The following is a 26,668-nucleotide window of genomic DNA, read 5'->3' as shown; positions in this document are numbered from 1 at the left end:
TACGGTTCCTTCGTGCGCCTCTCATCTGCCGGCTGCTTTCTGTACGGGTGTTCCGGATATTACTTGTTCCCTTCCAAGCCTTTCACATATTTCCTTGTCTGATTGAAATCCTATCCTATTTGGGGATAAATGTCAACCCCAAAATTGGGGGACGGGGGTTTTCCAGAAAACCCCCGTCCCCCAATTTTGTTAAAGCCGGCTTTTCCACATCTTATCCACATAAGTTGTCCACATTTCGGGGAATAATGACCCATATCATCCAAAGGGGACGGGGGATTTTCAGAAATCCCCCGTCCCCTTTGGATGATATGGGCATCTGTTTTTCAGACACTGCTGGTTTTCCACATAGAATCCACATTCTATGTGTTCCGGCAGTTCCATTTCTATGCCCATTTTTTCTTTTGTCATCTGTACTGCTTCTTTGACCGCAGTGAACGTATCCCGTTTGCAGCATCTTGGCCCGCCGATCTCGCCGATGGCCTGCAGCGCCCTGGCGGTCATGCAGTTGGACAACCCCCAGGATTTTCCGCTCAGCGGCGTGGCTTTGGTGATGATACTCATGTATATGCCGGTGCTGATGCCTGCGCCGCAGCATCCCCAGAATCCGCACACGCCGCCTGGCACCTGACTGCCCCGCTCTTTCATTTCCTGCAATGCGGCCGGAAGATCCAGCTTGCCGCCGCAGTTATGATAAGCGGCCAGAAGCGCCGCTCCGGCCATGACATGGTGCTCCGGACCGTGCATGTATATATACGGGTCTTCCATGATCTTCTGCATGATCTCTATGGGATTTTTCGATGCGGTAACGCCGCACTCCCGCATAATGGCTTCGATTCCTTTTTCTGCATGGCAGGAATCGCAGACATAGTGCCCTTCTTTGCAGGATGCGTGGCTCATTTCCTTTTTACCGCAAAAAACGCATGTCATTTCTTTTGCTTCCTGGTAATACGTAAGTTCTGCCCCGCATACCAGACAGGCTCCTTCTCCTCGCCGCATTAGAATGGCCTCCTTTTTGGTTTTGCATGTCCGAATCTAGCGGATGACCCTTCCGTCTTTGATCACGCTCTTGAGTTCCAGTTCTTCATCAAGAAGCACGATATCTGCTTTTTTCCCTTCTGCAAGGGAACCTCTTTCTGCTTCCACTCCCAGGCTCTTTGCCGGATTGATGGAAGCGCAGGCCACTGCCGTCTCCAGCGGTATCCCCATTTTCTTCACAGCCGTGCGCATACAGTCCATCAGGTTCGTGGCCGACCCTGCCAGCGCTCCGTCGCTTACCAGCACCGCCCTGTTTCCTTTCACGTCCACATCCAGGCCTCCCAGCGTATATCTGCCATCCGGCATACCGGTGGCGCGCATGCTGTCACTGATCAGGATCATCCGGTCCGCCCCCAGCATCTGGAAGGTTCCTCTTACCACCGCCGGATGGATATGCACGCCGTCGCAGATCAGTTCCGCCATAACAGAGGGGCTGTCCGCCACAGCTCCCACCACGCCGGGCGCCCGATGGGTAAATGCAGGCATGGCGTTATAAAGATGCACTGCATGACTCGCTCCGGCGTCAAAAGCCTCCTTTGCGCGGTCATACGCTGCATTGGTATGTGCAAGGGAAATGTGTACCCGATCCTTCATTTCCTCTATAAATGCAATGGCATTTTCGCTTTCTTCCGGCGCGATCCCGATAAACTTCACCAGGCCTTTTGACGCCTCCAGAAAACGGCGGGCTACTTCCACGTCGCAGGGCAGGATATTTCTCTCATCCTGGGCTCCTTTTTTCACCTTGCTGATAAAAGGCCCCTCCATGTTGACGCCTACCAGGTCCGCTCCCGCGCCCGTTTCTTCTTTCCCGGCCTCTTCCCGGTACTCTGCCGCTGTCCGCAGGATCGCCTCCAGTTCCTCCACCGGAAGCGTCATGGTGGCCGGTGCAATGGCCGTCACACCGACAGAAGCCTCATACTCGGCAATCCTTCGGATCGCATCTTTTGTTCCGTCGCAGAAATCATCTCCCATACATCCATGGAAATGCAGATCGATCAGGCCGGGGATCGCATAAGCGCCCTGGCAGTCGATCACTTCTTCCCCCGGAAGAGCCAGAAATCCTTCGCCTCTCATTTTCCCGGCACGTACTTCTTCAATGCGGCCGTCCCGGACCCGGATCTCTCCCTCTTCAAATGTCTGGTTTTCCAAAAATACCTTTGCGTTCTTAATGATCATGTTTTTGTCTCCTTCTTCCCCAAATGATCCACAACACCGATACGATGACCAGCACACCTGCCAGCAGCTGGGACACCGGGATCGCAGTCCCCGGGAGCAGAAGCTGATCGGTCCTGAGGGATTCGATCCAGAACCTTCCTGCCCCATATCCGGCAAGATAGATCAAAAAAACTTCTCCATTAAATTTCTTGTGTCTGGTATAAACAAGCAGCAGGATCAGCACCAGCAGACACCAGACCGATTCGTATAAAAATGTGGGGGACACCTGGATGCAGGATACTCCGTCGATCGTTTCCATGTGTTCCCGCATTTTCTCTGTTACATCCCCGCTCCGGACCGCATCCAGCGGAAGCCGCATGGCAAAGAGGCCGTCTGTATACTCGCCAAAGGCCTCCCGGTTAAAAAAATTGCCCCATCTGCCGATCATCTGGCCTGTGATCAGTCCGCAGCCACCGGTATCCAGCATCAGGCCCACCGGAATCTTTTTCACATGAGCCACCACAAATACGGTGATCACCGCCGCGATCACTCCGCCGTAAATAGCCAGTCCGCCGTGCCGGGTATTGAAGATTTCCAGCAGGTTATCTTTATACATGTCCCAGCTGAAGATGACAAAATAAATGCGGGCGCCGATCACGCCGAAAATGATGCCGAAAATCGCCAGATCCACGTAATCATCCTGCTTCTGTCCGGTCCGTTTCGCCACCTGCGTGGCAACGAAAATACCGGCCAGCATGCCGATGGCAATGGTAATCCCATAGTATGCGATGTCAATTCCAAATAAAGTAATGGTTTTTCCCACATTTTCCAGGTGGATGCCCAGATGCGGGAAATCAATAAATGTATGCATGGTCAGTTGCTCCCGTCCTCTTTGTCAGCCGGACAATGCTTACACATTGAACCGGAACAGCATAATATCGCCGTCCTTTACCACATAATCCTTTCCTTCCAGGCGGATCAGGCCCTTTTCCTTTGCCGCATTATGGCTTCCGCAGGCGATCAGATCATCATAGGAAACCACCTCGGCACGGATAAAGCCCCGCTCGAAATCACTGTGGATTTTTCCGGCCGCCTGAGGCGCTTTGGTCCCCTTGGTGATCGTCCAGGCGCGCACTTCCGGCTCTCCTGCCGTCAGATAACTGATCAGTCCCAGGATCCGGTAACTTGCCTTGATCAGTTTCTCAAGACCTGACTCGGATAATCCCAGATCTTCCAGGAACATTTTCTTTTCATCTTCATCCAGCTCGGCGATCTCCTGCTCGATCTGAGCGCAGACCACAAATACCTCGCTCTGCTCCCCGGCCGCGTACTCACGCACAGCCTGCACTCCCGGATTGGAAGCCCCGTCGTCCGCCAGATCATCCTCCGCCACATTGGCAGCATAGATCACTGGTTTATAGGTCAGAAGATTGTAGCTTTTCAGCCATTCTTCCTCTTCTTCATCCTCAGTTCCCTCAAATGTTTTTGCCATCCTGCTCTCTTCCAGATGTGCCTTGATCTTCTCCAGAAGCTTTAACTCCTTGGCCGCCGTCTTATCATTTCTTGCCACCTTGGTGGTCTTGGCGATCCGGCGCTCCAGGATCTCCAGATCCGAGAAAATCAGTTCCAGATTAATGGTCTCGATATCCCGCAGCGGATTGATGCTTCCATCCACATGGACAATATTACTGTCCTCAAAACAACGGACCACATGGACGATGGCGTCCACCTCACGGATGTTGGCCAGGAACTGGTTTCCCAGTCCCTCTCCTTTGGAAGCGCCCTTTACCAGTCCGGCAATATCTACAAATTCAATGGCTGCCGGGATGATCTTCCTGGTGTGATACATCTCGCCCAGCACATTCAGCCGCTCATCCGGCACGGTTACCACACCCACGTTAGGGTCGATGGTACAGAACGGATAATTGGCTGACTCCGCGCCAGCCTTTGTCAGTGAGTTAAATAATGTACTTTTTCCTACGTTGGGAAGTCCCACAATTCCTAATTTCATGTATCAATTTCTCTCCTCTGTCAATGATTCTTTAGTCTTCTTTATCCCTGGTCTCCATCAGGATCACAATCCCCGCTGAAAACGTGATCACCACCTCGTCTCCGGCAATCTCATTGCTGACGCACAGGCTGTCATACGGTGTCAGCACATGGTTCTCCAGCGGATATTTCGCGCCTTCCATATTGAATCCAAAGACCTCTTCTCCCAGTGGAAATACGGAGAAATACGGGCCGTATGCCTCTGTCTTTTTCAGATGTGTCTCTCCTTCTCCAATGAGGGTAATCCGGTTCTGGCTGTCCAGGATCTCTGCGTGAACCCCGGCTTTAAAGGGAATGGTCAGGCACTGGACATTGGCCCACAGATGGTCGATCCGTCCCCCGGTAGCTCCCAGGATCACCAGATCTGTGCCGCCCAGAGTCATGGCCAGACGGATGGCGATCTCTGTGTCAGACGCATCTTTTACCGGATTAAACTCCCGGATCCCCACATGCGTCTCATTACGGTAGTAATCTACGATCTCCTGCTTTACACTGTCAAAATCCCCCACGATATAATCCGGCATGATCTGATGATCGTAGAGAAATTCCACGCCTTTATCCACGCCGATGACATACCCTTCCTCCTGGCCTTCCAGAAGAGGAAGACAGACTTTTTCTTCCAGCTTTCCGCCGGATACGATCACAATTCTCTTACTCATAACTTTTCATAATCTCCATATATCCTCTGGTATTCTCCCCTGCATCCCCTTTAAATACTCCGGAGCCGATAACAATGACATTGGCTCCCGCGTCCAGCACTTCCCGGATGTTGGACATCCCGATGCCGCCGTCTACCTGAATATCCAGATCAAGGCCCCTTTCTTCTGCCATCTTTCTGGTCTTACGGATCTTCTCCAGAGATTCCGGTATGAACGACTGGCCTCCAAAGCCTGGATGCACGCTCATGATCAGCGCCATGTCAATCTCCTCCAGGTATGGCGCCAGTTCCTCCACATCTGTCTCCGGACAGATGGACAGTCCGCAGCGCAGTCCTGCGTCCCGGATCTTCCCAAGCGTTGCGTGTACGTCTTCACAGGCTTCCAGATGCACGGTAATGATATCTGCCCCTGCCTTCTTAAAATCTTCCACATAGCGGATGGGCTCGCGGATCATCAGATGCACATCCATCACCTGCTCTGTTGCGCCGCGAATAGACGCCAGCACCGGGATCCCAAAAGAAATGTTGGGAACAAACATGCCGTCCATCACATCAAAATGCAAATACTTTGCTCCCCCTTCTTCTGTCTTCTTCATTTCCTTTCCCAGTTCCTTAAAATCTGCGGAAAGGATGGATGGAGCCAGTATATAGTCCATGCTAATACCTCCTTTGTCCCTTTAATTCCTCGTAAAAAGCCACATAGTTCTGATATCTGGAAGGATGGATCTTTCCTTCTTCTGCCGCCTGCTTCACCGCGCAGTCCGGCTCATGGATATGATCACATCCCTGGAACCTGCATCTTCCCTCGTAAGGGGCAAATTCCGGAAAATAATATTTCAATTCCTCTTTTTCTATATCTGTAACGTATAAAGAACTGAATCCCGGTGTATCCATAATGTAAGAATGGTCTCCCAGGGAAAATAATTCCGCATGCCGGGTGGTATGCCTTCCCCTCTCGATCTTCTTACTGATCGCCCCGGTCTCCATGTTGGCCTCCGGCGTCAGTCGGTTGATCAGAGAGGATTTCCCCACGCCGGACGGGCCTGCGATCACGGTTGTCTTCCCCTCCAGAAGTTTCCGGATCCCGGCGATATTCTTTTCTTCCCGGGCGCTGGAAAACACCAGCCTGCACCCGCAGTCCCGGTATATTTCCTGCAGATTTTGGATCTGTTCCTCTGTTCCAAGATCCTCTTTATTAAAACAGAGAACCACCGGGATCTCTGCCTTTTCCATCATGACCAGAAAACGGTCCAGAAGATGAAAATGAGGATCCGGCTTTGCCACCGCAAATACGACCAGAGCCTGATCCACATTAGCCGCCGCCGGGCGGATCAGTTCGTTCTTTCTCGGAAGGATCTTCGTAATATTCCCCTCCCTGTCTTTTTCATCCAGAACCTCGATCTCTACATTGTCGCCCACCAGAGGTTTCACCTTCTCCCGGCGGAACGCACCCTTGGCTTTACACTCATAAACACCGGATTCTACTACGTCAACGTAGTAGAATCCGGCAATCCCTTTTATTATCTTTCCATTCATCGATCAGTCCGTTTCTCCCTCTGGTTCTTCCCCACCGGTTCCAGGACCTGTTCCCGGGTCCGGATCCGGCGCTACCTGCTGCGGTCCGGTACTGATCACCAGGCTCACCGTGGTTCCCTCGTCTACACTGCTTCCCACGCCCGGGCTGCAGCTGATCACGTTACCTGCTGCCACAGAATTGCTGTGCTGGTAAGTCACATTTCCGACATTTAAGCCCGCGCTCCTTAACAGCTGCCTTGCCGTACTTTCCGAAGAACCGGTCACCGGCGGAACGCTTACCTTGGCTGCCGGCTCCGGTCCGTTACTGATCACCAGATTCACTGTGGTTCCGGCATCCACTTTCTTTCCGCCATCCACGCTCTGGGAAATCACGATTCCCTGAGCAACCGTATCACTGTAATCATAGGTCACGGTACCCACGCTTAAGCCTGCGCTGTTGATCGCATTCTGGGCGTCTGCATCTTTTTGTCCCACCACATTGGGCACGGTCTTCTTCTCTGCACCCTTGCTGACCTGCATCACGATCTCTGTATCTTCCGTCGCCTCTGCATTGGCCTCCGGCGTAGTCTTGATCACCTGGCCGCTGGGCACGCTGTCATCATAAGTAAATTCCGAAGATATCTTCTTAAATCCGGCGTCTTCCAGGATCTTCTGGGCTTCCGCTTCATCTCTGCCGCTGACGTCCGGAACTTTGATGGTCTCTCCCACCAGTTTGGAACTCACCACTACCTCAATGGTCGTGTTTTTCGCCACTTTTTCTCCAGCCTTTGTCCGCTGCTCGGTCACCCGGCCTTCCTCATATTTTTTCGACTCTTCTCTGGCGACAACCTTGAATCCCAGTCCTTCGTCATTCAGAGTCTCTTTTGCCTTCTCCTCGGTCATGCCCACCACATTGGGCACTTCTACCTTGCCATCTTCCGGATCCGGCTTGATCCCCGGTCCGATCTTAAAGATACCTGCAGCCCGGCCGATCGCAAACATCACAATAAATGCGATGATGACCGCCACCACGATCGTCAGGATCCGGGTCAGCTTCTTCATCCGGGGATTGACTTCGTCAGACCCTTTGCCCCGCTTTCCGGGCACGTCATAGTCTTCATCCTCGTCATAGTCCTCGCCGTCGTAATCCTCGTCGTCCTCATCTTCATCGTCTTCATCATAATCCCGGTCGTACTCATAATCGTCATCCTCATCCCCGTCGTAGGAATTCTGGATCTCGTCCAGTTCCTCATCGGTAATGATGACGGTATCAGCGTTTCCAAGCGGCGGGATCACAACGAAATCCCCGTCCGGATCTACCAGGGAACGCTTCAGGTCCTTGATCAGTTCCTCCGTATTCGGATAACGTCTCTCAGAGTTTTTCTGGGTACATTTTAATATGATCTGCTCAAGACTGTACGGGAGATCCTCTGCCAGTTCTGACGGAGGGGTGATCTCCTCCTGAAGATGTTTGATCGCCACGGATACGGTAGAATCCCCGTCAAAGGGCACCTGTCCGGTCACCATCTCATAGAGCGTGATTCCGATCGAATAAATATCACTCTTCTGGTCGCTGTATCCGCCCCTTGCCTGCTCCGGGGACGTATAGTGGACAGACCCCATGGCATTGGTGCTGATAGTATTCGAAGTAACGGCCTTTGCGATTCCAAAGTCCGTCACCTTCACCTTTCCTTCTTTGGAAATAATGATATTCTGCGGCTTGATATCCCGGTGGATGATCCCTGCCGCGTGAGCCGCGCCGATACCGGCGCACATCTGAATGGCAATGCTGATCACTTCTTTGTGGGTCAGCCTGCCTTTCTTTTCAATATATTCTTTCAGGGTAATGCCGTCTACCAGTTCCATGACCATGTAGTACAGGCCCCTGTCTTCTCCTACGTCATATACATTTACGATATTGGGATGCAGAAGTCCTGCCGCAGCCTGTGCTTCGGAACGGAATTTCCGCACAAAACTCTCGTCCTCCCGGTACTCTTTTTTCAGTACCTTGATCGCCACATAACGGTTCAGCATCCGGTCCCTGCCCTTATAAACATCGGCCATGCCGCCTGCTCCAACCTTACTCAGTACTTCATATCGTTTTCCCAGTACAATACCGTCTTTTACCATACACTCACCTCATCTGAAAGCGGTTCCGCCAATACAACCCCTATATTATCTCTTCCGCCATTACTGTTTGCTTTCTCGATCAGCATCTCCACAGCTTCTACCACGTCCCTGGAACCTTTGACAATGTCAAACATATCTTCGTCTTCCACCATATTGCTCAGTCCGTCGGTACACATGAGGATCACGTCGCCCTTCTTCAGCCGGTATTCATAAATGTCTGCTTCTACGTCTTCCTTCACGCCAATAGCCCGTGTAATGATGTTTTTGTCCGGATGGTTCTTGGCTTCTTCTGCCTTGATGCCTCCCAGACGCACCATCTCTTCTACCAGGGAATGGTCTTTGGATATCTGCCGGATCTTTTCATTGATCAGATAGAGCCGGCTGTCACCCACATTGGCAAAGTACAGCGTATTTCCTATAACCGTACCTGCCACCAGCGTGGTACCCATGCCTTCCAGCTTTACATCCGTGGCCGCCACTTCGATCAGCTTATGATTCGCAATGCCGACAATATTGCGCAGGATCTCTTCCGGCTTGTCAAGCGGCGTTTTTTCCAGTTCTTCCAGCACCGTATTTACCGTATATTTTGACGCGAAATCTCCGGCCTTATGTCCGCCCATCCCGTCTGCTACTGCAAGAAAATTCGGGAAAGGTCCCACCGGCTGGTCTGTCACATATACGTAATCCTGATTGACCTCACGCTTTCTCCCCACGTCAGTCATTGCATATAATTTCATCTGTTTCTCCTTCATGATCTGCTGCGTATCTTCTGCGCAGCTGTCCACAGGCCCCGTCAATATCAGAGCCTCTTTCCCTTCTTATAGTAACATTAATTCCGTTTTTTTCAAGTTTATTTTTAAAATCCAGGGCATTTTCAGCCGCAGGTCTCTGGTAATCTCTCTCCTTGATCGGGTTCACCGGAATGAGATTCACGTGACAGTTCCGGTGCTTCAAAAGGGCCGTCAGTTCCCGCACGTCTTCTGCCTGGTCATTGACGCCTTTTACCAGGCTGTACTCAAAGGTAACCCGGCGTCCGGTCTTTTCAAAATAGTGATCGCAGGCAGCCAGCACCTCCGAAAGCTCGTAGCGGTTTGCCACCGGCATCAGCTTCTGCCTCTTTTCCTGGCTGGAACCGTGCAGGGAAAGAGCCAGCGTGATCTGCAGGTTTTCCTCTGCAAGTGCATGCATTTTCGGAACAATGCCGCAGGTAGAGGCTGTAATGCTCCTCTGGCTGATGTGAAGGCCATGTTCGTCACTGATCATATGTATGAATTTTACAAAATTCTCATAATTATCCAGAGGTTCGCCGGTTCCCATTACCACAATATTGGATACCCGCTCGCCGCTGAGTTTTTGTACCTGATAGATCTGGCGGAGCATTTCTGAAACTGCCAGATTCCTTTTTAATCCTCCAATGGTAGAGGCGCAGAACCGGCAGCCCATCCGGCAGCCGGCCTGGGAAGAGATGCAGACCGAATTGCCATATTCATATTTCATCAGGACGCTCTCGATCATATTGCCGTCTTCCAGCTCAAATAAAAATTTTTCCGTCGGATCTTTTCTGGAAATCTGATGAGCCGCCACCAGCATCCGCGGGATCCGGTAATGCTCTGAAAGCTTTTCTCTTAAGGCCTTTGACAGATTGGTCATCTGGGAAAAGTCATCCGCCAGCTTTACATGCAGCCATTCATAGATCTGCCTGCCGCGGAAAGCCTTTTCTCCGATCTTCTTCATTTCTTCCTGTATTTCTTCATAATCAAAGGAACAGATATCCTCTTTATACATGGTTACTCCTTTCGGAACATAGCGATATAAAAGCCGTCGCCCACATCTCTTCCCGGAAGCCGCTGTTCTTCCTGGATCAGCGTATATTCCGGAAACTGTTCCACAAACCATCTGGCGTTCTCTTCATTTTCTTTTTTATGGATGGTACAGGTACTGTACAGAAGTTTGCCGCCTGGTTTCACATAGTCCTTTACCACACCTAAGATCCGGCGCTGCAGACCGGCCAGTTCCTCCGCTGATCCCGGAGTCATCCGAAGCTTCAGATCCGGTTTCCTTCCCAGAACGCCGAGGCCGGAACAGGGAAGATCGGCGATCAGAATATCTGCTTTTTCCTTCCAGTCCGGATCCGGAAGCGTGGCGTCATGACAGACCGCTTCTATATTGGTAAGCCCGCTTCTTGCGATATTTTCCCGGATCAGTTCCACCTTCTGTCCGCTTAGATCTCTAGCCTCCACATGCCCGGTCCCCTGCAGAAGTTCCGCCATGTGAAGGGCCTTGCCTCCCGGCGCGGCGCAGACGTCCAGCACCTGGTCCCCTTTCTTTGGATCTGCCAGAAGCGCCACCTGCATGGAACTGATATCCTGCACCTGGAAAAGCCCTTCCTGAAAGCTTGGCAGTGCGCCAAGATAATCGATCCCGGAAAGATACAGGCCGCAGGGCACGCCCGGGATCTTGCGGGCCTCCACCCCTTCTTTTGCAAGCCGCAAGATCAGCGCATCCCGGGTTATTTTCCCCGGATCAAACCGGACCGTCAAGGCTTCCGGCATAAGAAACGCTTCTCCCATCTTCTCAATGGTCTCCACGTCATAGCTTTCCAGCCATAATTTAACCAGCCACTCCGGCAGGGATTCCTTCACTGACAGGTAAGAGACCGGATCTTCCTTTCCGGGATAAGAAATGTGGTCTAAATTTCTGCTGACATTTCTCAGCACCCCGTTAACAAATCCTTTCAGTCCCCGGAACCCTCTTTTTTCCGCCAGCTTTACCGCTTCGTTGCAGACGGCGGAATCCGGGACACTGTCCATATACTTTAGCTGGTAAACGCCAAATCGCAGGATGGTCCGGATCACAGGCTTCATTTTCTGTATCTTTACACTGGAAAACCGGCTGATGATGTAGTCAATCTCTATCTGGCGCTCCAGTGTGCCGTTGACCACCCTGGTAATAAACGCCCGTTTCTGCTTATCCAGATACTGGTACAGATCCAGCATATTTTTTAACACAATATGGCTGTATTCCCCGTCCCGCGTGATCGCAAGCAGGGCATCCAGCACCAGTTCTCTTTCGTTCATCCTCTATCTTCTCCTTGAATTTGACAGCACAATGATCCTGAGAAGCTGCAGGATCGCAGACGCCGCTCCTGCCACATACGTCAGGGCCGCCGCGGTCAGCACCTTTCTGACCGAACGCACTTCGTCCTCATAGAGCATACCGTTTCCGCTGAGCAGATGAAGCGCCCGGCTGGAAGCATTGAACTCTACCGGCAGCGTCACGATCTGGAACAGGACCGCCAGGGAAAATGCCAGGATTCCCAGATTCAAAAACAGCGCCGAAGACTGGCCGTTGATTAACAGTCCGATCAGGATCAGAGGCCAGGCGATGCTGCTTCCAAAATTTGCCGCCGGAACCAGGGAACTTCGAAGCTTCAGGGGCACATAACCGGTGGCATGCTGAACCGCATGGCCGCACTCATGGGCCGCCACCCCGACAGCCGCCACGGATGTGGAATTGTATGTGGCGTCGGAAAGCCGTAAAACCTTGGATCTTGGATCGTAGTGATCGGTCAGGTTTCCGGAAATGTGCTCCACCCGCACGTCGTAGATGCCTGCCCGGTGAAGAACCTGCTCCGCCGCCTCTCTTCCCGTCATGCCCCAGTGATTGCGCACTCTGGAGTATTTGGAAAATGTAGATCGCATCTTTGCGGATGCGGCCAGACAGATGATCAGTCCGACCAGCACAAAAATATACGTTGGATCAAAATAAAACATCGGATAATACATGTGTAAACGCCTCCTGTTTCTTACGATTTGTTACCTATTCCCCGCCAAGTACCATTCCTTCTTTGACAGAATATCCCCGCAGAAAGGCGCCGGCATCCATCCGTTTCTTTCCCGGGATCTGCAGCGCAGTAACTTTTAAGAGCCCATTTCCTGTCTGTACCAGAAATCCGTCTTTTTCCACCCGGACCACGGTACCGGGAGCCGCAGGTTCCGCTTCCTGCGGGATCACTTCTGCCTCCCAGATCTTCATGACCTTGCCTTCCCATCCGGTATAGGCGCTGGGCCAGGGATTCAGCCCGCGGATCAGTCGCTCGATCTCTTCCGCCGGACGCTCCCAGCAGATGTTTCCCAGATGCTTATCCAGCATTCTGGCGTACTCTGTCGGGCTCTCCCCCTGTTTTTGCGGGGTGATCGTATGTGCTTCCAGCCCTTTTAATGTCTCTACACACAGTCTGGCTCCCGCCTGTGCCAGTTTATCATGGAGGCTTCCGCCGGTCTCTTTGGGATCCAGCACAACCTCGGTCTTCAGCAGCATATCGCCGGTATCCAGACCGGCATCCATCTGCATGGTGGTAACTCCGGATACCTGCTCCCCGTTCATCACCGCCCACTGGATGGGGGCAGCGCCCCGGTACTTCGGCAGCAGGGACGCATGGACGTTGATGCAGCCATAGGGCGTCATGTCCAGGATCTCCTGGGGCAGGATCTGTCCAAACGCTATCACCACCATCACGTCAGCCGGATATTTTCTCAGTTCTTCGATATTTTCCGCGTCCCGGATCTTCTTTGGCTGAAAAACCGGGATCCCATGGGCAAGGGCTGTCTCCTTTACCGGCGGATACTGCATGTTCCCGCCGCGGCCCTTTGGCTTGTCGGGCTGCGTCACTGCCAGCACCACCTCATGGCCGGCCTGGATCAACGCCTCCAGCGTTCCCACCGAAAACTCCGGCGTACCCATAAAAATGACTTTCATCTAGTCTTCCTCCTCTTCTGCTTCCGGATCACTGTACTCTACATCGTGCAGTTCTCCCTCTACCAGGTCTACATACATTTTCCCGTCCAGGTGATCGATCTCATGGCAGAATGCTCTTGCCAGAAGTCCCTCGCCTTCCAGTTCAATCTCTTCCATTTCCTCATTCTGTGCAACCACTTTGACATAATCCGGTCTTGTCACCTGTCCGGCTTTTCCCGGCACGCTTAAGCAGCCTTCTTCGCCGGTCTGTTCTCCGGAAGTTTCCACGATCCTGGGGTTTACAAGAACGATCGGTCCTTCCCCCACGTCGATCACAACGATCCGCTTTAACACGCCTACCTGCGGCGCCGCAAGACCTACGCCCATGGCCTCATACATGGTGTCCAGCATATCGCCGATCAGGATCTTGTTGCGAAGCGTCATTTTCGGAACTTCTTTACAGGTTTTTGTCAATACTTCATCGCCAATCTCTCTAATTTTTCTTATTGCCATAATTGTATCTCCTCTGTCTGATTTTTATACTAAAACACACCCATCGGGTCCAGATCGAACTGGATCCGGAAAGGTTCGAATCCTCTGTTTGCTTCAATATACTGTTCCATCCGGTTTTTTGCTTCAATCAGGATAGCTTCTTCCTCTTCCTTAAGATAAAGCACCCGGCGGTATACGTCGCTTACCTTTCCCACATAGGGACTGGCAGGTCCGATGACCTGGATCCGGCCCCTGGGATCGATCTTGTGAAGAAATTCTTTCAGATATCCCGCCGCTTTCATCAGTCCCTCTTCGTCCGCCCCGGTCATAAGAACGGCCAGAAGATGGGAAGCCGGCGGATACCCCATCAGGCTGCGGTAACGCATTTCCTCTTCATAAAATCCTTCATAATTCTGAGACGCCGCCATCCGGACCGCATAATGGTCCGGGCTGTAGGTCTGGATCACTACCTCTCCGGATCGTCCACCCCGGCCGGCTCTTCCCGCCGCCTGCGTAAGGAGCTGGAACGTGCGCTCTGCGGACCGGTAATCGTCGCTGTAAAGGGAAAGATCCGCGGCCAGGATCCCCACCAGTGTGACATTCGGGAAATCGTGGCCCTTTACGATCATCTGCGTTCCGATCAGGATATCCGCTTCTTCGTCAGAAAAGGTTTCCAGAATCTTTTCATATCCGTCTTTTTTCCGGGTGGTATCCAGGTCCATGCGCAGAACCCTGGCCTCCGGAAATCTCTTATGGATCATCTCCTCCACCTGCTGCGTCCCTGCCTTAAATCCTCCGATATAAGAAGATCCGCAGGAAGGGCAGGTCTGTATGGCCGGCTCCTCATACCCGCAGTAGTGGCAGACCAGTCTTCCGTTTCTGTGGGCGGATAAGGACACATCACAGTGAGGACATTTTACTACATATCCGCAGGCCCTGCAACTGACAAACCCGGCGTACCCTCTCCGGTTCAGAAAAAGCATGATCTGCTCCTTCTTCTCCAGCCGGTCCCGGATCATTTCTTCCAGCCTGCCGCTTAAAATCGACCGGTTGCCTTTTCGCAGCTCCTCCCGCATATCCGCGACCAGCACCTGCGGCAGTTCCCCGCCTCCGGTGCGGTTCGTAAGCTGCAGCATCCGGCACCGGCCGCTCCTGCATGCGTAAAAAGTTTCCAGCGAAGGAGTGGCCGAGCCCAGCACCACGCTGGCCCCTTCCATCCGGGCCCGCCGGATGGCCGTTTCTCTTGCATGATACCTTGGCGCCTGTTCGCTTTTATAGGTTCCCTCATGCTCTTCGTCGATCACGATCAGTCCCAGATTGGAAAATGGTGTGAAAAGCGCTGACCTTGGCCCGATCATCACATCCACCTCGCCGGCTTTCACCCGCTCCATCTGATCCGATCTCTCTCCCTGTGACATGCGGGAGTGGAGAATGGAGACCCGGTCTCCAAACCGTCCGTAAAACCGCAGTACCGTCTGGTAGGTCAGGGCTATTTCCGGGATCAGCATGATAGCCTGCCGGCCTTGTTCCAGTACCCGGCTGATCATTTCCATATACACTTCGGTCTTCCCGCTTCCGGTCACACCGTATACCAGGTAAGTCCCGTATTTTTCCTGCCTGTAATCCTGCCAGAAAGCTTCCACAGCCTTTGTCTGCTCCGGCGTCAGCGCCACCTTTTCTGTCTTCCGCGCCGAGGCAGGAAGCGGGGTCCGGTACATCTGTCTGACACGCACTTTCAGCACACCCTGTTCTTCCATGGTGCGAAGAACTGCCGCCGACACATGAAGCTTCTTTGTCAGAAACTCATAATCCTGGGCCGGCTGATCTAAAAGTCCCGCCAGCACTCTGGCTCTGGCCTTTTGATTTTTATGAAGGTACATCTCCAGCCGTTCTCTTCCCTCTTCTTCCGAAAGCAGGAGATGTACGGTTCTTTTCTGCTTTTTACGTTCCTGTTTTTTGATGGGCAGCACGGTTTTCAGCGCCTGGATCATGGTGCCGCCATAAGTTTCCTTCATCCATCCTGCCAGAGCCACAAGCTTTGCCTCTATGGCCATGCCGCCTTCTGCCAGGCCCGTGATCTCCTTCATCTTTGCGGGATCATAGTCTGCTTTTTCTGAAAAACCGATCACATAGCCTCTGGTCTCTTTATTGCCCCGCCCGAAGGGAACCACAACTTCCGTGCCAATCGTAAGCATCCCCTCCAGATGAGAGGGGATGCGGTACTGAAAGATCTTATCCAGTTTTTCATGCGTAATATCTACAATAATATCAGCGTACATGTAACTCCTCTAATACTTCTTTGATGAGAACCCTGTCATCCATATCGTACTTGACGCCTTTGATCTCCTGATAGGTCTCATGCCCTTTTCCGGCCAGCACAATGATATCTCCCGGCTGTCCATGCTCAATGGCATAACGGATGGCTTCCTTGCGGTCGCAGATATCAATATATTTTCCATCTGTCTTTTTCATACCTGTGATAATGTCATTGATAATATCCTGCGGTTCTTCGAATCGCGGGTTATCGGAAGTAATAATGGTAAAATCCGAAAGGCGGCCAGACACTTCGCCCATCTCATACCGTCTGGTCCTGGAGCGGTTACCGCCGCAGCCAAAGATCGTCACGATCCGGCCCGGATTGTAATCTCGTAAAGTTTCCAGAAGACTCTCCAGACTCATGGCATTGTGGGCATAGTCGATCAGCATCGCGAACTCGTCGGATACCTTCACCATTTCTACCCGTCCTTTTACTTTCGCCTGCTTTAAGGCTGCCTGGATTTTTTCAACCGACACGCCAAAATGACGGCACACCGCGATGGCTGTCAGAGAATTGTAAACGCTGAAATTGCCCGGAATGTCGATCTCCACGTCAAAGTCCATAAGACCTGTGACATGATAGGCAACCCCAAGACAGCCCTGTTTTGCGATATGCTGTACATTGGTCGCCCTAAGATCTGCTTCTTCGGAAAATCCAAAGGTCTCCACCTGGCAGGTGGCATTTTTGAATACGTCCTTATACCACTGGTCGTCCACATTTGCAATGCCAAGCTTACACTGGGTAAATAAAATCCCCTTGCACCGCTTGTAGTCTTCAAAATCTTTATGCTCGTTTGGTCCGATATGGTCTTCGCCCAGATTGGTGAAAATACCGATCTCGAATTGGATCCCGGCTGTCCGGTGCAGCATCAGTCCCTGTGAGGACACCTCCATTACCACGCAATCACAGCCCGCCTCTACCATCTGTGCAAAATACTGATGGATCGTATAAGACTCCGGTGTGGTGTTGTTGGCCGGAATGGATTTGTCGCCGATGATCGCTTCAATGGTCCCGATCAGTCCAACTTTATAGCCTGCCCCCTCCAGGATGGATTTTACCATATAGGTGGTCGTGGTCTTGCCCTTGGTACCGGTGATGCCGATGACTTTAAGCTTCTTTGCCGGATAATCGAAATAAGCCGCGGACATCAGCGCCAGCGCATACCGGGTGTCGTCCACATGGATCACAGTCAGGCCTTCCGGCGCATCCACCGGGCGCTCCACGATCACGGCCGCAGCGCCCTTTGCCGCCACGTCCTCTATATATTCATGGCCGTCTGACACAGCTCCGCTGATGCAGACGAACACACTTCTTTCTGTCACCTTTCTGGAATCATTGATCAGTTCTGTGACTTCGATCTGGTCGCTCCCCTGTCTGACCTCATATTCTAAACATTCCAGCAGTTTGGTTAATTTCATATGATTGCCTCCCAGTTTTCATTTACTCATTGTAATAAGAATTCCTAATCTCAGGCCATAATGACCATATTCTCATTATATCATCAATTTAGTATACCGCAAAGACAAATTTGTGCTATAGTATAGGAGGACAATTACTACAGCAGACTGTAGCAAAAACAAAGCAAAGGGGAATCCTAACATGAAAGCTTATGAAAGACTTCTGAAGTACGTTGTAGTACGTACACCAAGCGACGAGAACAGCGAAACTGTTCCCTCTTCCCAGTGTCAGTTTGACCTGGCAAAAATCCTGAAAGAAGAGATGGAAGAACTGGGCTTACGTGATGTGGTGCTGGACGATCAGTGTTATCTGTACGGCAAGCTCCCGGCGACACCCGGATACGAAGACAAGACCTCCATCGGCTTTATCGCCCACATGGACACAGTATCCGACTTCTGTGACCAGGACATTCATCCGGTGATCACAGAAAATTATAACGGAGAAGATCTTCCTCTGGGCGACAGCGGCCTTGTTCTCAGCACAGAGACCTTCCCGCACTTAAAGGATCTGAAGGGCAGAACCCTTATCACCACCGACGGACATACCGTTCTTGGCGCCGATGACAAAGCCGGAATCGCTGAGATCCTGACCCTCATCGAATACCTGAACGAAACAGGAATGCCTCACGGACCTATTTCCGTAGCATTTACTCCGGACGAAGAGATCGGAACCGGCGCCTCACATTTCAATGTAGAACAGTTCGGTGCAAAATACGGTTACACTCTGGACGGCGATACCGAAGGCGAGATCCAGTATGAGAACTTCAACGCCTGCAAGGCTGACTTCGAGATCACCGGCTTCAGCGTTCATCCCGGATCCTCCAAGGATACCATGATCAACGCCTGCCTGGTAGCAATGGAGATCAACCAGATGCTTCCCGGCTGCGAGACCCCCCGCGGAACCGAAGGATACGAAGGCTTCTTCCATCTGACCTCCATGTCCGGCGACTGCGGACACGCAGAACTTCATTACTTCGTCCGCGACCATGACGGCCACATGTTTGAATCACGGAAAAAGACCCTGCAGCTCATCGAAAAAGATCTGAATGAAAAGTGGGGCGAGGGAACCGTCAAACTGACCATCACCGAACAGTATCAGAACATGGCTGTTATCATCAAAGACTGCATGCACCTGATCGAAAACGCAAAAACCGCATGCGAAAACGCAGACGTGACTCCGCTGATCCTTCCGATCCGCGGCGGTACAGACGGCTGCCAGTTAAGTTTCAAAGGCCTGCCCTGCCCGAACCTGGGTACCGGCGGACACGCCTACCACGGGCCTTACGAGCACATTACCGTAGAAGGAATGGACAAGGCCGTAGACGTATTGATCGAGTTAGTAAAGCTTTACGCGTAACAATTTGGGACGTAGACCTTTTGCAAAGGTCTACGTCCCAAATTGCGTTTTGCCCTGTACCTAATTGAATTTTACCCTGTACCCGACAGATCAATCTAGTTTCTCATTTCCCCCTTTTTTCCCTTCCGACAGGAACAGCCCGACCAGCGTAAGGAGCGTGCCGGCCCCGGTCATCCAGGTGACCGGTTCTTTCAGAACCAGTGCAGAGGTCAGCACCGTAACCACCGGGATCATATAAATATAAATGCTGGTTTTGATCGCGCCCAGCACCTTCACGGAGTAATTCCACGTGACAAAGCAAAGCGCCGACGCACCCAGGCCCAGAAACAAGAGATTTCCTATGGAAACGGGCTGGAAAAATCGTTCCGTATCCATCCGGAATCCGGACAGGCAAAGCGCAGGGATCATAAACAGGATTCCGTAGAAAAAGGTTCTTCTGGTCGTCAGGATCGTAGAAAATCCGTACCCGCTGATTTTCCTTGTAAATGTAGAATAGCACCCCCACATCAGAGCCGCCATAAGGGCAAGAAAATCTCCCGTCAGATTCAGCTTCATCGCCGCTCCGTTAAAGCTGATCAGGGCAATCCCGGCCATCGCCACAACAAATCCCAGGAAAAACCGGGCATGAAGTTTCTCTTCCTTTAAAATGATACGGGAAAGTATGGCAGTGAAAAACGGGCTTACCGAAACGATAACGCCCACATTGGACGCCATGGTGTAAGTCAGCGCGATATTTTCCATTAAATAATACAGGCAGACGCCGCAAAGACCCGCCGCCGCAAAAGTCAGTTCCTGGCGCCGGGAGGCTTTCTCCATTTTCCGCGGGGCCGCAAGATACAGCGCCGCAAAGCCCATAACAAACCGCAGAAATAATATTTCCACAGGTGCAAAATCAGCCAGAAGCACTTTTGTCGATATAAATGTTGTTCCCCAGATCAGAACCGTGACCAGCGCGGAAAAATGCCCGCCCAGTTGTTTCCGTTCCATGCCTGCCACCTTCCTCATTCATTCACTGTCTTTTATTGTAGCAGAAGCCGCAGGCAAATTCCAGCAAAGATCCCCAGCAGCCTCTGTCTGCCGCACTTCTTCCGCAGCCAAATTTCTCCGTCCGTGGCCGCCGAAATGTGGTAAAATGATAGGCAGAACAAGCAGAACGAGCGCAAGGAGGAGATTATGAGCCAACTAACCGAAATCACCCACACGCAAAGCGTACGATTAAGCGATGACGAGAACGCCGTTATCATCGTTGACCAGACCAGACTTCCCGGGCATCTGGAATATCTGTGTCTTTCCTCCGCCGGGGAAATCTGGGACGCCATTCATTCACTGAAGGTCCGCGGCGCGCCGGCCATCGGCATCTGCGCAGGCTACGGAATCTACTGCCTGGCAAAGCAGATCCGCGCCGCTGATTTCAAAGAATTTCTGCAAAAATTTCATGAACAGAAGGAATATCTGAATTCTTCCCGGCCAACCGCCGTCAACTTAAGCTGGGCCCTGAACCGCATGGAAGGCGTTGTCACTGCAAATGCCGGCCGGTCCCCGGAAGAAATCCTCCCGCTTTTAAAAGCCGAATGCATGGCGATCCACCAGGAAGACATCCGGATGTGCACCGCCATTTCCGAATATGGACTTTCCCTTTTAAAGGACGGCGACGGCATCCTGACCCACTGCAACGCCGGTCCTCTCGCCACCTCCCGGTACGGCACCGGACAGGGCCCGCTTTTTCTCGCAAAAGAAAGAGGCATGCATTTGAAAGTATTTGCAGACGAGACAAGGCCGCTCCTCCAGGGTGCACGGCTTACCGCCTACGAACTAAGCCGCGCCGGAATTGATGTCACCCTGATCTGCGATAACATGGCCGGCATGGTTATGAAAAACGGGTGGGTACAGGCCTGTATGGTGGGCTGCGACCGGGTAGCCGCCAATGGCGATGTTGCCAACAAGATCGGCACCAGCAGCGTGGCGGTACTGGCACATTACTACCACATTCCCTTCTACGTACTCGGCCCCACTTCCACCATCGACATGGCCTGCAAAACCGGCAGCGAGATCCAGATCGAACAGCGCGATCCCGATGAAATCCGGGAAATGTTTTATCAGGAACCCATGGCACCGAAGGGAGTCAATTACTACAATCCCGCCTTTGACGTAACAGACCACAGCCTGATCACTGCCATCATCACAGAAAAAGGCATCTGCTACCCGCCCTTCACCGACAGTCTGGCCGCGCAAATGCAATTTGGGACGTAGACCTTTTGCAAAGGTCTACGTCCCAAATTGCGTTTTGCCCTGTACCTAATTGAATTTTACCCTGTACCCGTTACAATTTTTCCACAAATCTCATAAAGGCTTTTCTGCCTTCTTCCGTGCATTTGTACACGCCTGCGTCCTCCAGTACGTGAACAAATGTCTGTCCGACTTCTTCTTTCAGAATGTCCATTACGTTTTCTCTGGTGATGTTTTCATATTTTGGCAGGAAGGCTTCTGTCCAGGCCGCATGTTTTTCGATCTTTTCGTTGCTGCGGATGTCTTTTCCTTCTACCAGGTAATCAGCCAGGATCTCCAGTTCTTCTTTCAGTCTGGCCGGCAGCACCGCCAGGCCCATGACTTCAATAAGGCCGATGTTTTCTTTTTTGATATTGTGGTACTGTGCATGTGGATGGTACACGCCCAGCGGATGCTCTTCAGTGGTAATGTTGTTCCTAAGTGTCAGGTCCAGTTCGTATATGTCTCCTACTTTTCTGGCGATCGGTGTGATGGTGTTGTGAGGCTCTCCGTCTGTCTCAGCGTAAATGAACGCCGCTTCGTCGGTGTAGTCTCTCCACACGCCCAGGATATGGTCTGCCAGGTCGATGAGCCGTTTTTCGTCCTTATGGCGGATCCTCAGCACGGACAGCGGCCATTTTACGATCCCGGCTTCTACATCTTCATACCCGGGAATGGTAACCGCCTTTTCCATAGGTGCCTTTGCCATGGCAAAGGTGTAATGTCCGCCCTGGAAATGATCATGGCTTAGGATCGAACCGCCTACGATGGGCAGATCTGCATTGGATCCCAGAAAATAATGGGGGAACTGTTTTACAAAGTCAAATAATTTGGTAAATGCAGCTCTGTCGATTTTCATCGGGATATGTTCGCCGTTAAATACGATGCAATGCTCATTGTAGTATACATAAGGGGAATACTGGAATCCCCATTTCCCTCCGTTGATGGTAATAGGGATGATCCGGTGATTTTCTCTTGCGGGATGATCCAGTCTTCCCGCATACCCTTCATTTTCCATGCACAGCTGGCACTTTGGATAGCTGCTGTTTTTCGCGTTTTTCGCCGCAGCGATGGCCTTCGGGTCCTTCTCCGGCTTGGACAGGTTGATGGTGATGTCGATCTCTCCGTAAGGAGAATCCACTTTCCATTTCATGTCCTTCTTTACCCGGTACCTGCGGATGTAATCGCTGTCCCGGCTGAACTTGTAGTAAAATTCTGTCGCTTCCTCCGGAGAATGTGCGTAATGCTCCCAGAACTCTTTTTGCACCTGGGCCGGACGGGGCATCAGGCAGTTCATGATCTTGGTGTCAAACAGATCCCGGTAGCCGATGCTGTCCTCGATGATCCCGCGTTTTACCGCCTCGTCAAGAAGCTCCGCCAGCACCTGCTCCAGGCCGCATCCTTCCTCGTCGATCACGATCTCCTCTGCCTCCACGTCTTCATAGCTGTCCTCGTGAAACATTTCCAGCAGAAGATTGATCGTGTAGATCCTCTCACACTCCGGAGTCAGTCCGGTGCGGATCCCGTATTCTACTAATTTCTTGATATTTTCATACAACATTTTTATGTCCCCCTGTTTCTACTGCTCCAGCTTTCTCGCGCCGTCGCCGATGTCTACCACATAAAATTCCGCCTCGTGGCCCACCTTTTCCTGGTAAGCCTTTCCGATGCTGTCGATAAACTCGTCCACCGTGTCATTCTTTACGATGCTGACGGTGCAGCCGCCAAATCCGCCGCCTGTGATCCGGGATCCTACCACGCCCGGCATAGCCTGCGCCAGATCCACCAGGATATCAATCTCCTCGCAGGATACTTCGTAATCCTCACGGAGAGATTTGTGGGAAGCGTTCATCAGCTTTCCAAACAGTTCTACATCGTTGTTCTTCAGGGCCTCTACCGCGCGGATGGTCCGCTGGTTCTCATAAACCGCGTGTTTTGCCCGTTTCTGACGTACCGGATCTTTGATGGCGTTCTTGTGCATCTCGAACTCCTCTTCCGTCAGATCTCCCAGCGTCTGGATCTCTACCGCCTGCTGCAGCTCATGAAGCGCAGTCTCGCACTCCTGTCTTCTGTCATTATAGGCGGAGTCTACCAGGCTGTGCTTTACCTTGCTGTTGGTGATCACGATCTTGGCGTCCTTTAAGATCACCGGCGCGTATTCATATTTCAGCGTATTGGTATCCAGGAAAATGGCATGATCTTTCTTGCCCATGGCGCTGGCAAACTGATCCATAATGCCGCAGTTGCAGCCGTTGAAATTATTTTCGGAATCCTGTCCGATCAGGGCCACGTCCACCATGCTCACCTGGTCAAATCCAAATGTATCTTTTAAAATGATGCCGGTAAGCACTTCCAGAGACGCAGAAGAGGACAGTCCGGATCCATTGGGGATATTTCCCCAGATCAGAATATCCATTCCGTGATCCAGATGATACCCTCTCTTCTCAAACGCCCACATCACTCCCTTGGGATAGTTGGTCCAGGATGCTTCCTTGTGGGGAACCAGGTCGTCCAGGCTTGTCTCCACCACGCCCATCCTCTCAAAATTTACGGAATAAAACCGAAGGACGCGGTCCTCTCTCTCCCGGACCAGCCCGTAGGTTCCCAGTGTCAGCGCGCAGGGAAATACATGTCCTCCGTTATAATCTGTATGCTCGCCGATCAGATTGACTCTTCCGGGCGCAAAATAAGTGCGGATCTCGCCGCCCTCTCCGTATAATTTCTGGAATGTCTCCATCAGTTGTGTCATCATGTCCCACTTCTCCTCCAATTCCATAATTTTTCTATCTATTGTATGATTATAATGAGATTCCGGAAGATTCTCAATAAAAATATTCCGGAAAAACAGAAAGTTTTCTCCCGGACCCTGCCGGAAATCACGCCTGTGACAATTCCCGGTACAGCTTCATCGTCTCTTCATAGGAACGCATACCGTCAGTGCCGTTGACCTGGGACAAAGAACAGGCTGCGCAGGCTGTCCCCAGAATCATAGACTCTTCAAGGGTCATGTCCTGATACGCGCCGTAAAGAATTCCGGAACAATATGCGTCTCCCGCGCCGTTGGTGCCTTTGATATAACCTTCCGGCAGGTGCAGGCTGGGCACGCTGACAAAGGCATCTGTCCGGCAGTCAAAGCCATAGCCGCATCTGGGGCAGTGGATCACCGCCCAGGTGGTGACGCCTTTTTCTTTCATTTTCTGCAAAGCCTCTTTTGCCCAGCTTTCTGTGGGTCCTTCTTCCGGCAGTTTCACTCCAGTGCCGGCTTCTGCCTCCACTTCATTGATGGCACAGTAATCCGCATATTTCAGCGCAGCGCTGACGATCCCAGGCGCCCGGCTGCTCTGTTCCGAAACCATATCCACCGAAGTTTTCATCCCCCGCTCTCTGGCTGCGTGAAGGATTCTGGCCGCATGGGTGCCGTACTCCGGATCCGGGCTGTCCGCCTTGTCCATCAAAAGCAGGTACTGCAGGTGGAAAATCTCTGCGTCAATGGCTTCCCAGTCAATGTATTTTTCTTCATAAATATCCCCTGCGCCACCCTGGTAAAAGAATGTCCGCTGTTTGGTATCCTGGGCGTTCATCACATGGGTCACGGAACTGAATCCGTCTTTTGTCACCGTCAGATTGGCAAGGTCGATATTGGGGAACTCCTGAAGCCTTTCTCTCATCATCCGCCCCTGCGCGTCCTCTCCGATGATGCCGCTTAATTTTAAGGGAAGCTTCGGATCCAGTTTTGCCAGATCCAGGATGGTATTTCCGGTGCCTCCGATATAATATACAATATCGCGGATCTTGGTCAGATTTCCCGGCGCCGGATAGGTGTCGATCTTATAAAATGTATCTGCGATCAGCGTTCCTGCGATCGCGATTCCCTTTTTCCCTTCCGCCATCTTTTTCACCTACACTTCCATACTGAATACCCGGATCGCCTGTTTTACATTTTCCTTCATGGCCCGCACCGCGATCATCGGGATATCGTGGAAAAATACATTTTCATCCGCGCCTTTCTGATCCATGGCCTCCTTCACCGCTTTTCCGCCGGCCAGAGTCATATAGGTATAATAATTGATCTTGCGGATGCCGTTCTGAATGGCAGTCTGAAACTCCTCTTTGCTCAGGCCGGATCCCCCGTGCATGACAAAAGGAATGTCGATGGCCTGCCGGATTTTTGTGATCCGGTCCAGGTCCAGTACCGGCTTTTTCGTATAAATCCCATGGGTCGTTCCAAATGCAATGGCCAGCACGTCCACTTCTGTGCGCTCCACAAAATCCTTTGCGGTCGCGGGATCCGTGTACACGTCATCAGCGCTTTCATAAGAATCCAGCGTCTCTGCTTCTTCCGGAGATTCTGCCAGTCCCATATTGGAAGAGAAAATGTGTCCCAGCTCCGCCTCTACCGTTACGCCGACACTGTGGGCCAGCCGCACGATCTGGTCCGTTGCTCTTACATTGGTCTCATAATCTTCCGCGGAAGCATCCAGCATTACAGACGTAAATCCCAGGCGGATCGCCCGGATGCAGGCTTCCATGGAAGATCCGTGATCCAGGTGGACACACACCGGCACGCTTGCGTTTCTGGCTGCGTCCAGCATGATCACAGCCGCCTGTTCCATGGACAAAAACGGAGCGTGGACTTCCGCATAATTTAAGATCACCCCGTGTCCCGTTTCTTCTGCGGCCTCCATAATGGCCATCAGGGATTCCAGATTGGACACATTAAACGCGCCCACCGCATAGCCGCCTTCTGACGCCGCTTTCATAAGTTCTTTTAGCGAAACTAACATTGTGTGCTCCTCCTGTATTTCTGCTATTCTTTAATTTCCTGTCGGCATGTAAGGTCTTAATACGCCTGCCACATTACTGAGCGGCATGGTCTGCAGCCAGATCCTGCCCGGGCCTGTGATCAGGGTATTGAAGATCCCCTCCCCGCCAAACAGCATATTTTTCACACCTGGAACACTCTTTACTTCCATGCTGCAGGTCGCTTCCATGGCCGCCAGATATCCGGTGTCCACCACGATCTGCTGGCCGGGAGCCAGATCATATTCCACTACATGACCGTCAAACTCAGCAAACGCAATGCCCTGTCCGGACAGCTTCTGCATGATAAATCCCTCGCCGCCAAACAGGCCGGATGCGAATTTCTTGTTAAAGAATACAGACAGCTGGATGCCAGCCTCGCCTGCCAGGAATGAACTCTTCTGGAAGATCATTTCCTTTCCGGGTGCAATCTCAAAAGCCCGGACAGATCCCGGAAAACTGGATGCAAAAGCGATCATTCCCTCGCCGCCCTGCGCCGTGTAAATATTCTGGAAAATATGCTCTCCTGCGAACATCCGGCCCAGTGCTTTGCCAATCCCGCCATTGCTGGTCGTTTCCATTTTCATATTCGGAGACATCCAGGACATGCTCCCACTCTCTGTGATCATCTTCTCGCCGCCCTCCAGCTGGCATACCACTACCGGCAGCGTGTCGCCTAAAATCTGATACTTCATCTCTTT

At 52.0% G+C, this 26,668-nt stretch carries 24 protein-coding genes; 2 read left to right on the top strand and 22 right to left on the bottom strand.

Annotated features, from left to right (window positions below):
• Positions 1-279: 279 nt before the first annotated feature.
• The 16 genes from H6A13_RS05370 to H6A13_RS05295 are packed head-to-tail and all read right to left on the bottom strand — an operon-like array spanning position 280 to position 17,506.
• The gene (locus H6A13_RS05370; protein WP_204908583.1) at positions 280-996 is read right to left on the bottom strand and encodes a DUF5714 domain-containing protein; all 717 of its coding nucleotides are present in this window, start codon (positions 994-996) and stop codon (positions 280-282) included.
• A 36-nt stretch (positions 997-1,032) separates the two neighbouring features.
• The gene (nagA, locus tag H6A13_RS05365; RefSeq protein ID WP_204908582.1) at positions 1,033-2,211 is read right to left on the bottom strand and encodes an N-acetylglucosamine-6-phosphate deacetylase; all 1,179 of its coding nucleotides are present in this window, start codon (positions 2,209-2,211) and stop codon (positions 1,033-1,035) included.
• Positions 2,201-3,061, bottom strand: a complete 861-nt coding sequence (gene lgt / locus H6A13_RS05360; protein WP_204908581.1) for a prolipoprotein diacylglyceryl transferase — start codon at positions 3,059-3,061, stop codon at positions 2,201-2,203. Before lgt ends, nagA begins: the two co-directional genes overlap by 11 nt.
• Positions 3,062-3,100: 39 nt before the next feature.
• Positions 3,101-4,201 (bottom strand): redox-regulated ATPase YchF, encoded by a 1,101-nt coding sequence (ychF, locus tag H6A13_RS05355; RefSeq protein WP_204908580.1) that lies wholly within the window; start codon positions 4,199-4,201, stop codon positions 3,101-3,103.
• A 31-nt stretch (positions 4,202-4,232) separates the two neighbouring features.
• Positions 4,233-4,898 (bottom strand): thiamine diphosphokinase, encoded by a 666-nt coding sequence (locus tag H6A13_RS05350; RefSeq protein WP_204908579.1) that lies wholly within the window; start codon positions 4,896-4,898, stop codon positions 4,233-4,235.
• Positions 4,891-5,553 carry a ribulose-phosphate 3-epimerase gene (rpe, locus tag H6A13_RS05345; protein WP_204908578.1) on the bottom strand — a complete coding sequence of 221 codons (663 nt, stop codon included), beginning with the start codon at positions 5,551-5,553 and terminating at the stop codon, positions 4,891-4,893. Before rpe ends, H6A13_RS05350 begins: the two co-directional genes overlap by 8 nt.
• A gap of 1 nt (position 5,554) precedes the next feature.
• Positions 5,555-6,433: a ribosome small subunit-dependent GTPase A gene (gene rsgA / locus H6A13_RS05340; RefSeq protein ID WP_204908577.1), complete on the bottom strand. Its 879-nt coding sequence runs from the start codon at positions 6,431-6,433 to the stop codon at positions 5,555-5,557.
• Positions 6,434-6,436: 3 nt separating this feature from the next.
• Complete coding sequence (gene pknB, locus H6A13_RS05335) at positions 6,437-8,542, bottom strand: Stk1 family PASTA domain-containing Ser/Thr kinase (RefSeq protein WP_204908576.1); 2,106 nt, start codon at positions 8,540-8,542, stop codon at positions 6,437-6,439.
• Positions 8,536-9,279, bottom strand: coding sequence for a Stp1/IreP family PP2C-type Ser/Thr phosphatase (locus H6A13_RS05330; RefSeq protein ID WP_204908575.1), 744 nt, complete (start codon positions 9,277-9,279; stop codon positions 8,536-8,538). Before H6A13_RS05330 ends, pknB begins: the two co-directional genes overlap by 7 nt.
• On the bottom strand, positions 9,257-10,327 hold the full coding sequence (rlmN, locus tag H6A13_RS05325; RefSeq protein WP_204908574.1) for a dual-specificity RNA methyltransferase RlmN: 1,071 nt from the start codon (positions 10,325-10,327) through the stop codon (positions 9,257-9,259). Before rlmN ends, H6A13_RS05330 begins: the two co-directional genes overlap by 23 nt.
• Before the next feature lie 2 nt (positions 10,328-10,329).
• Complete coding sequence (rsmB, locus tag H6A13_RS05320) at positions 10,330-11,619, bottom strand: 16S rRNA (cytosine(967)-C(5))-methyltransferase RsmB (RefSeq protein WP_204908573.1); 1,290 nt, start codon at positions 11,617-11,619, stop codon at positions 10,330-10,332.
• A gap of 3 nt (positions 11,620-11,622) precedes the next feature.
• On the bottom strand, positions 11,623-12,327 hold the full coding sequence (locus H6A13_RS05315; protein WP_204908572.1) for a zinc metallopeptidase: 705 nt from the start codon (positions 12,325-12,327) through the stop codon (positions 11,623-11,625).
• A gap of 34 nt (positions 12,328-12,361) precedes the next feature.
• Complete coding sequence (gene fmt / locus H6A13_RS05310) at positions 12,362-13,300, bottom strand: methionyl-tRNA formyltransferase (RefSeq protein ID WP_204908571.1); 939 nt, start codon at positions 13,298-13,300, stop codon at positions 12,362-12,364.
• Positions 13,301-13,792 carry a peptide deformylase gene (gene def / locus H6A13_RS05305; RefSeq protein ID WP_204908570.1) on the bottom strand — a complete coding sequence of 164 codons (492 nt, stop codon included), beginning with the start codon at positions 13,790-13,792 and terminating at the stop codon, positions 13,301-13,303. It lies immediately after the preceding gene.
• A 29-nt stretch (positions 13,793-13,821) separates the two neighbouring features.
• Positions 13,822-16,050, bottom strand: coding sequence for a replication restart helicase PriA (gene priA / locus H6A13_RS05300; protein ID WP_204908569.1), 2,229 nt, complete (start codon positions 16,048-16,050; stop codon positions 13,822-13,824).
• Complete coding sequence (locus H6A13_RS05295; RefSeq protein ID WP_204908568.1) at positions 16,040-17,506, bottom strand: UDP-N-acetylmuramoyl-L-alanyl-D-glutamate--2,6-diaminopimelate ligase; 1,467 nt, start codon at positions 17,504-17,506, stop codon at positions 16,040-16,042. Before H6A13_RS05295 ends, priA begins: the two co-directional genes overlap by 11 nt.
• 181 nt (positions 17,507-17,687) lie before the next feature.
• Between H6A13_RS05295 and pepT the strand changes: the two genes are divergently transcribed.
• Positions 17,688-18,902: a peptidase T gene (gene pepT, locus H6A13_RS05290; RefSeq protein ID WP_204908567.1), complete on the top strand. Its 1,215-nt coding sequence runs from the start codon at positions 17,688-17,690 to the stop codon at positions 18,900-18,902.
• A gap of 90 nt (positions 18,903-18,992) precedes the next feature.
• On the opposite strand, the gene H6A13_RS05285 is transcribed toward pepT, so the two are convergent.
• On the bottom strand, positions 18,993-19,889 hold the full coding sequence (locus tag H6A13_RS05285) for a DMT family transporter (RefSeq protein WP_204908566.1): 897 nt from the start codon (positions 19,887-19,889) through the stop codon (positions 18,993-18,995).
• Between the two features lie 186 nt (positions 19,890-20,075).
• Here H6A13_RS05285 and mtnA point away from each other — a divergent pair, with 186 nt between their 5' ends.
• Positions 20,076-21,152 (top strand): S-methyl-5-thioribose-1-phosphate isomerase, encoded by a 1,077-nt coding sequence (gene mtnA / locus H6A13_RS05280; RefSeq protein ID WP_204908565.1) that lies wholly within the window; start codon positions 20,076-20,078, stop codon positions 21,150-21,152.
• 70 nt (positions 21,153-21,222) lie between these two features.
• Here mtnA and galT read toward each other — a convergent pair whose 3' ends face one another.
• From galT to H6A13_RS05255, 5 genes are all read right to left on the bottom strand, one after another.
• On the bottom strand, positions 21,223-22,728 hold the full coding sequence (gene galT, locus H6A13_RS05275; protein WP_204908564.1) for a UDP-glucose--hexose-1-phosphate uridylyltransferase: 1,506 nt from the start codon (positions 22,726-22,728) through the stop codon (positions 21,223-21,225).
• A gap of 18 nt (positions 22,729-22,746) precedes the next feature.
• Positions 22,747-23,919: a galactokinase gene (locus H6A13_RS05270; protein ID WP_204908563.1), complete on the bottom strand. Its 1,173-nt coding sequence runs from the start codon at positions 23,917-23,919 to the stop codon at positions 22,747-22,749.
• A 124-nt stretch (positions 23,920-24,043) separates the two neighbouring features.
• A complete protein-coding gene (locus H6A13_RS05265) occupies positions 24,044-25,057 on the bottom strand; it encodes a carbohydrate kinase family protein (protein WP_204908562.1) in 1,014 nt (337 codons plus the stop codon).
• 9 nt (positions 25,058-25,066) lie between these two features.
• On the bottom strand, positions 25,067-25,951 hold the full coding sequence (locus H6A13_RS05260; RefSeq protein WP_204908561.1) for a class II fructose-bisphosphate aldolase: 885 nt from the start codon (positions 25,949-25,951) through the stop codon (positions 25,067-25,069).
• A 30-nt stretch (positions 25,952-25,981) separates the two neighbouring features.
• Positions 25,982-26,662, bottom strand: a complete 681-nt coding sequence (locus H6A13_RS05255; RefSeq protein ID WP_204908560.1) for a TIGR00266 family protein — start codon at positions 26,660-26,662, stop codon at positions 25,982-25,984.
• Positions 26,663-26,668 lie beyond the last annotated feature (6 nt).

Source organism: Mordavella massiliensis (genome assembly GCF_016902415.1).
Lineage (GTDB): Bacteria > Bacillota > Clostridia > Lachnospirales > Lachnospiraceae > Merdimonas > Merdimonas faecigallinarum.
The sequence above is the reverse complement of the archived record's forward strand: the minus strand, read 5'-3'. Positions and strand labels throughout refer to the sequence as shown.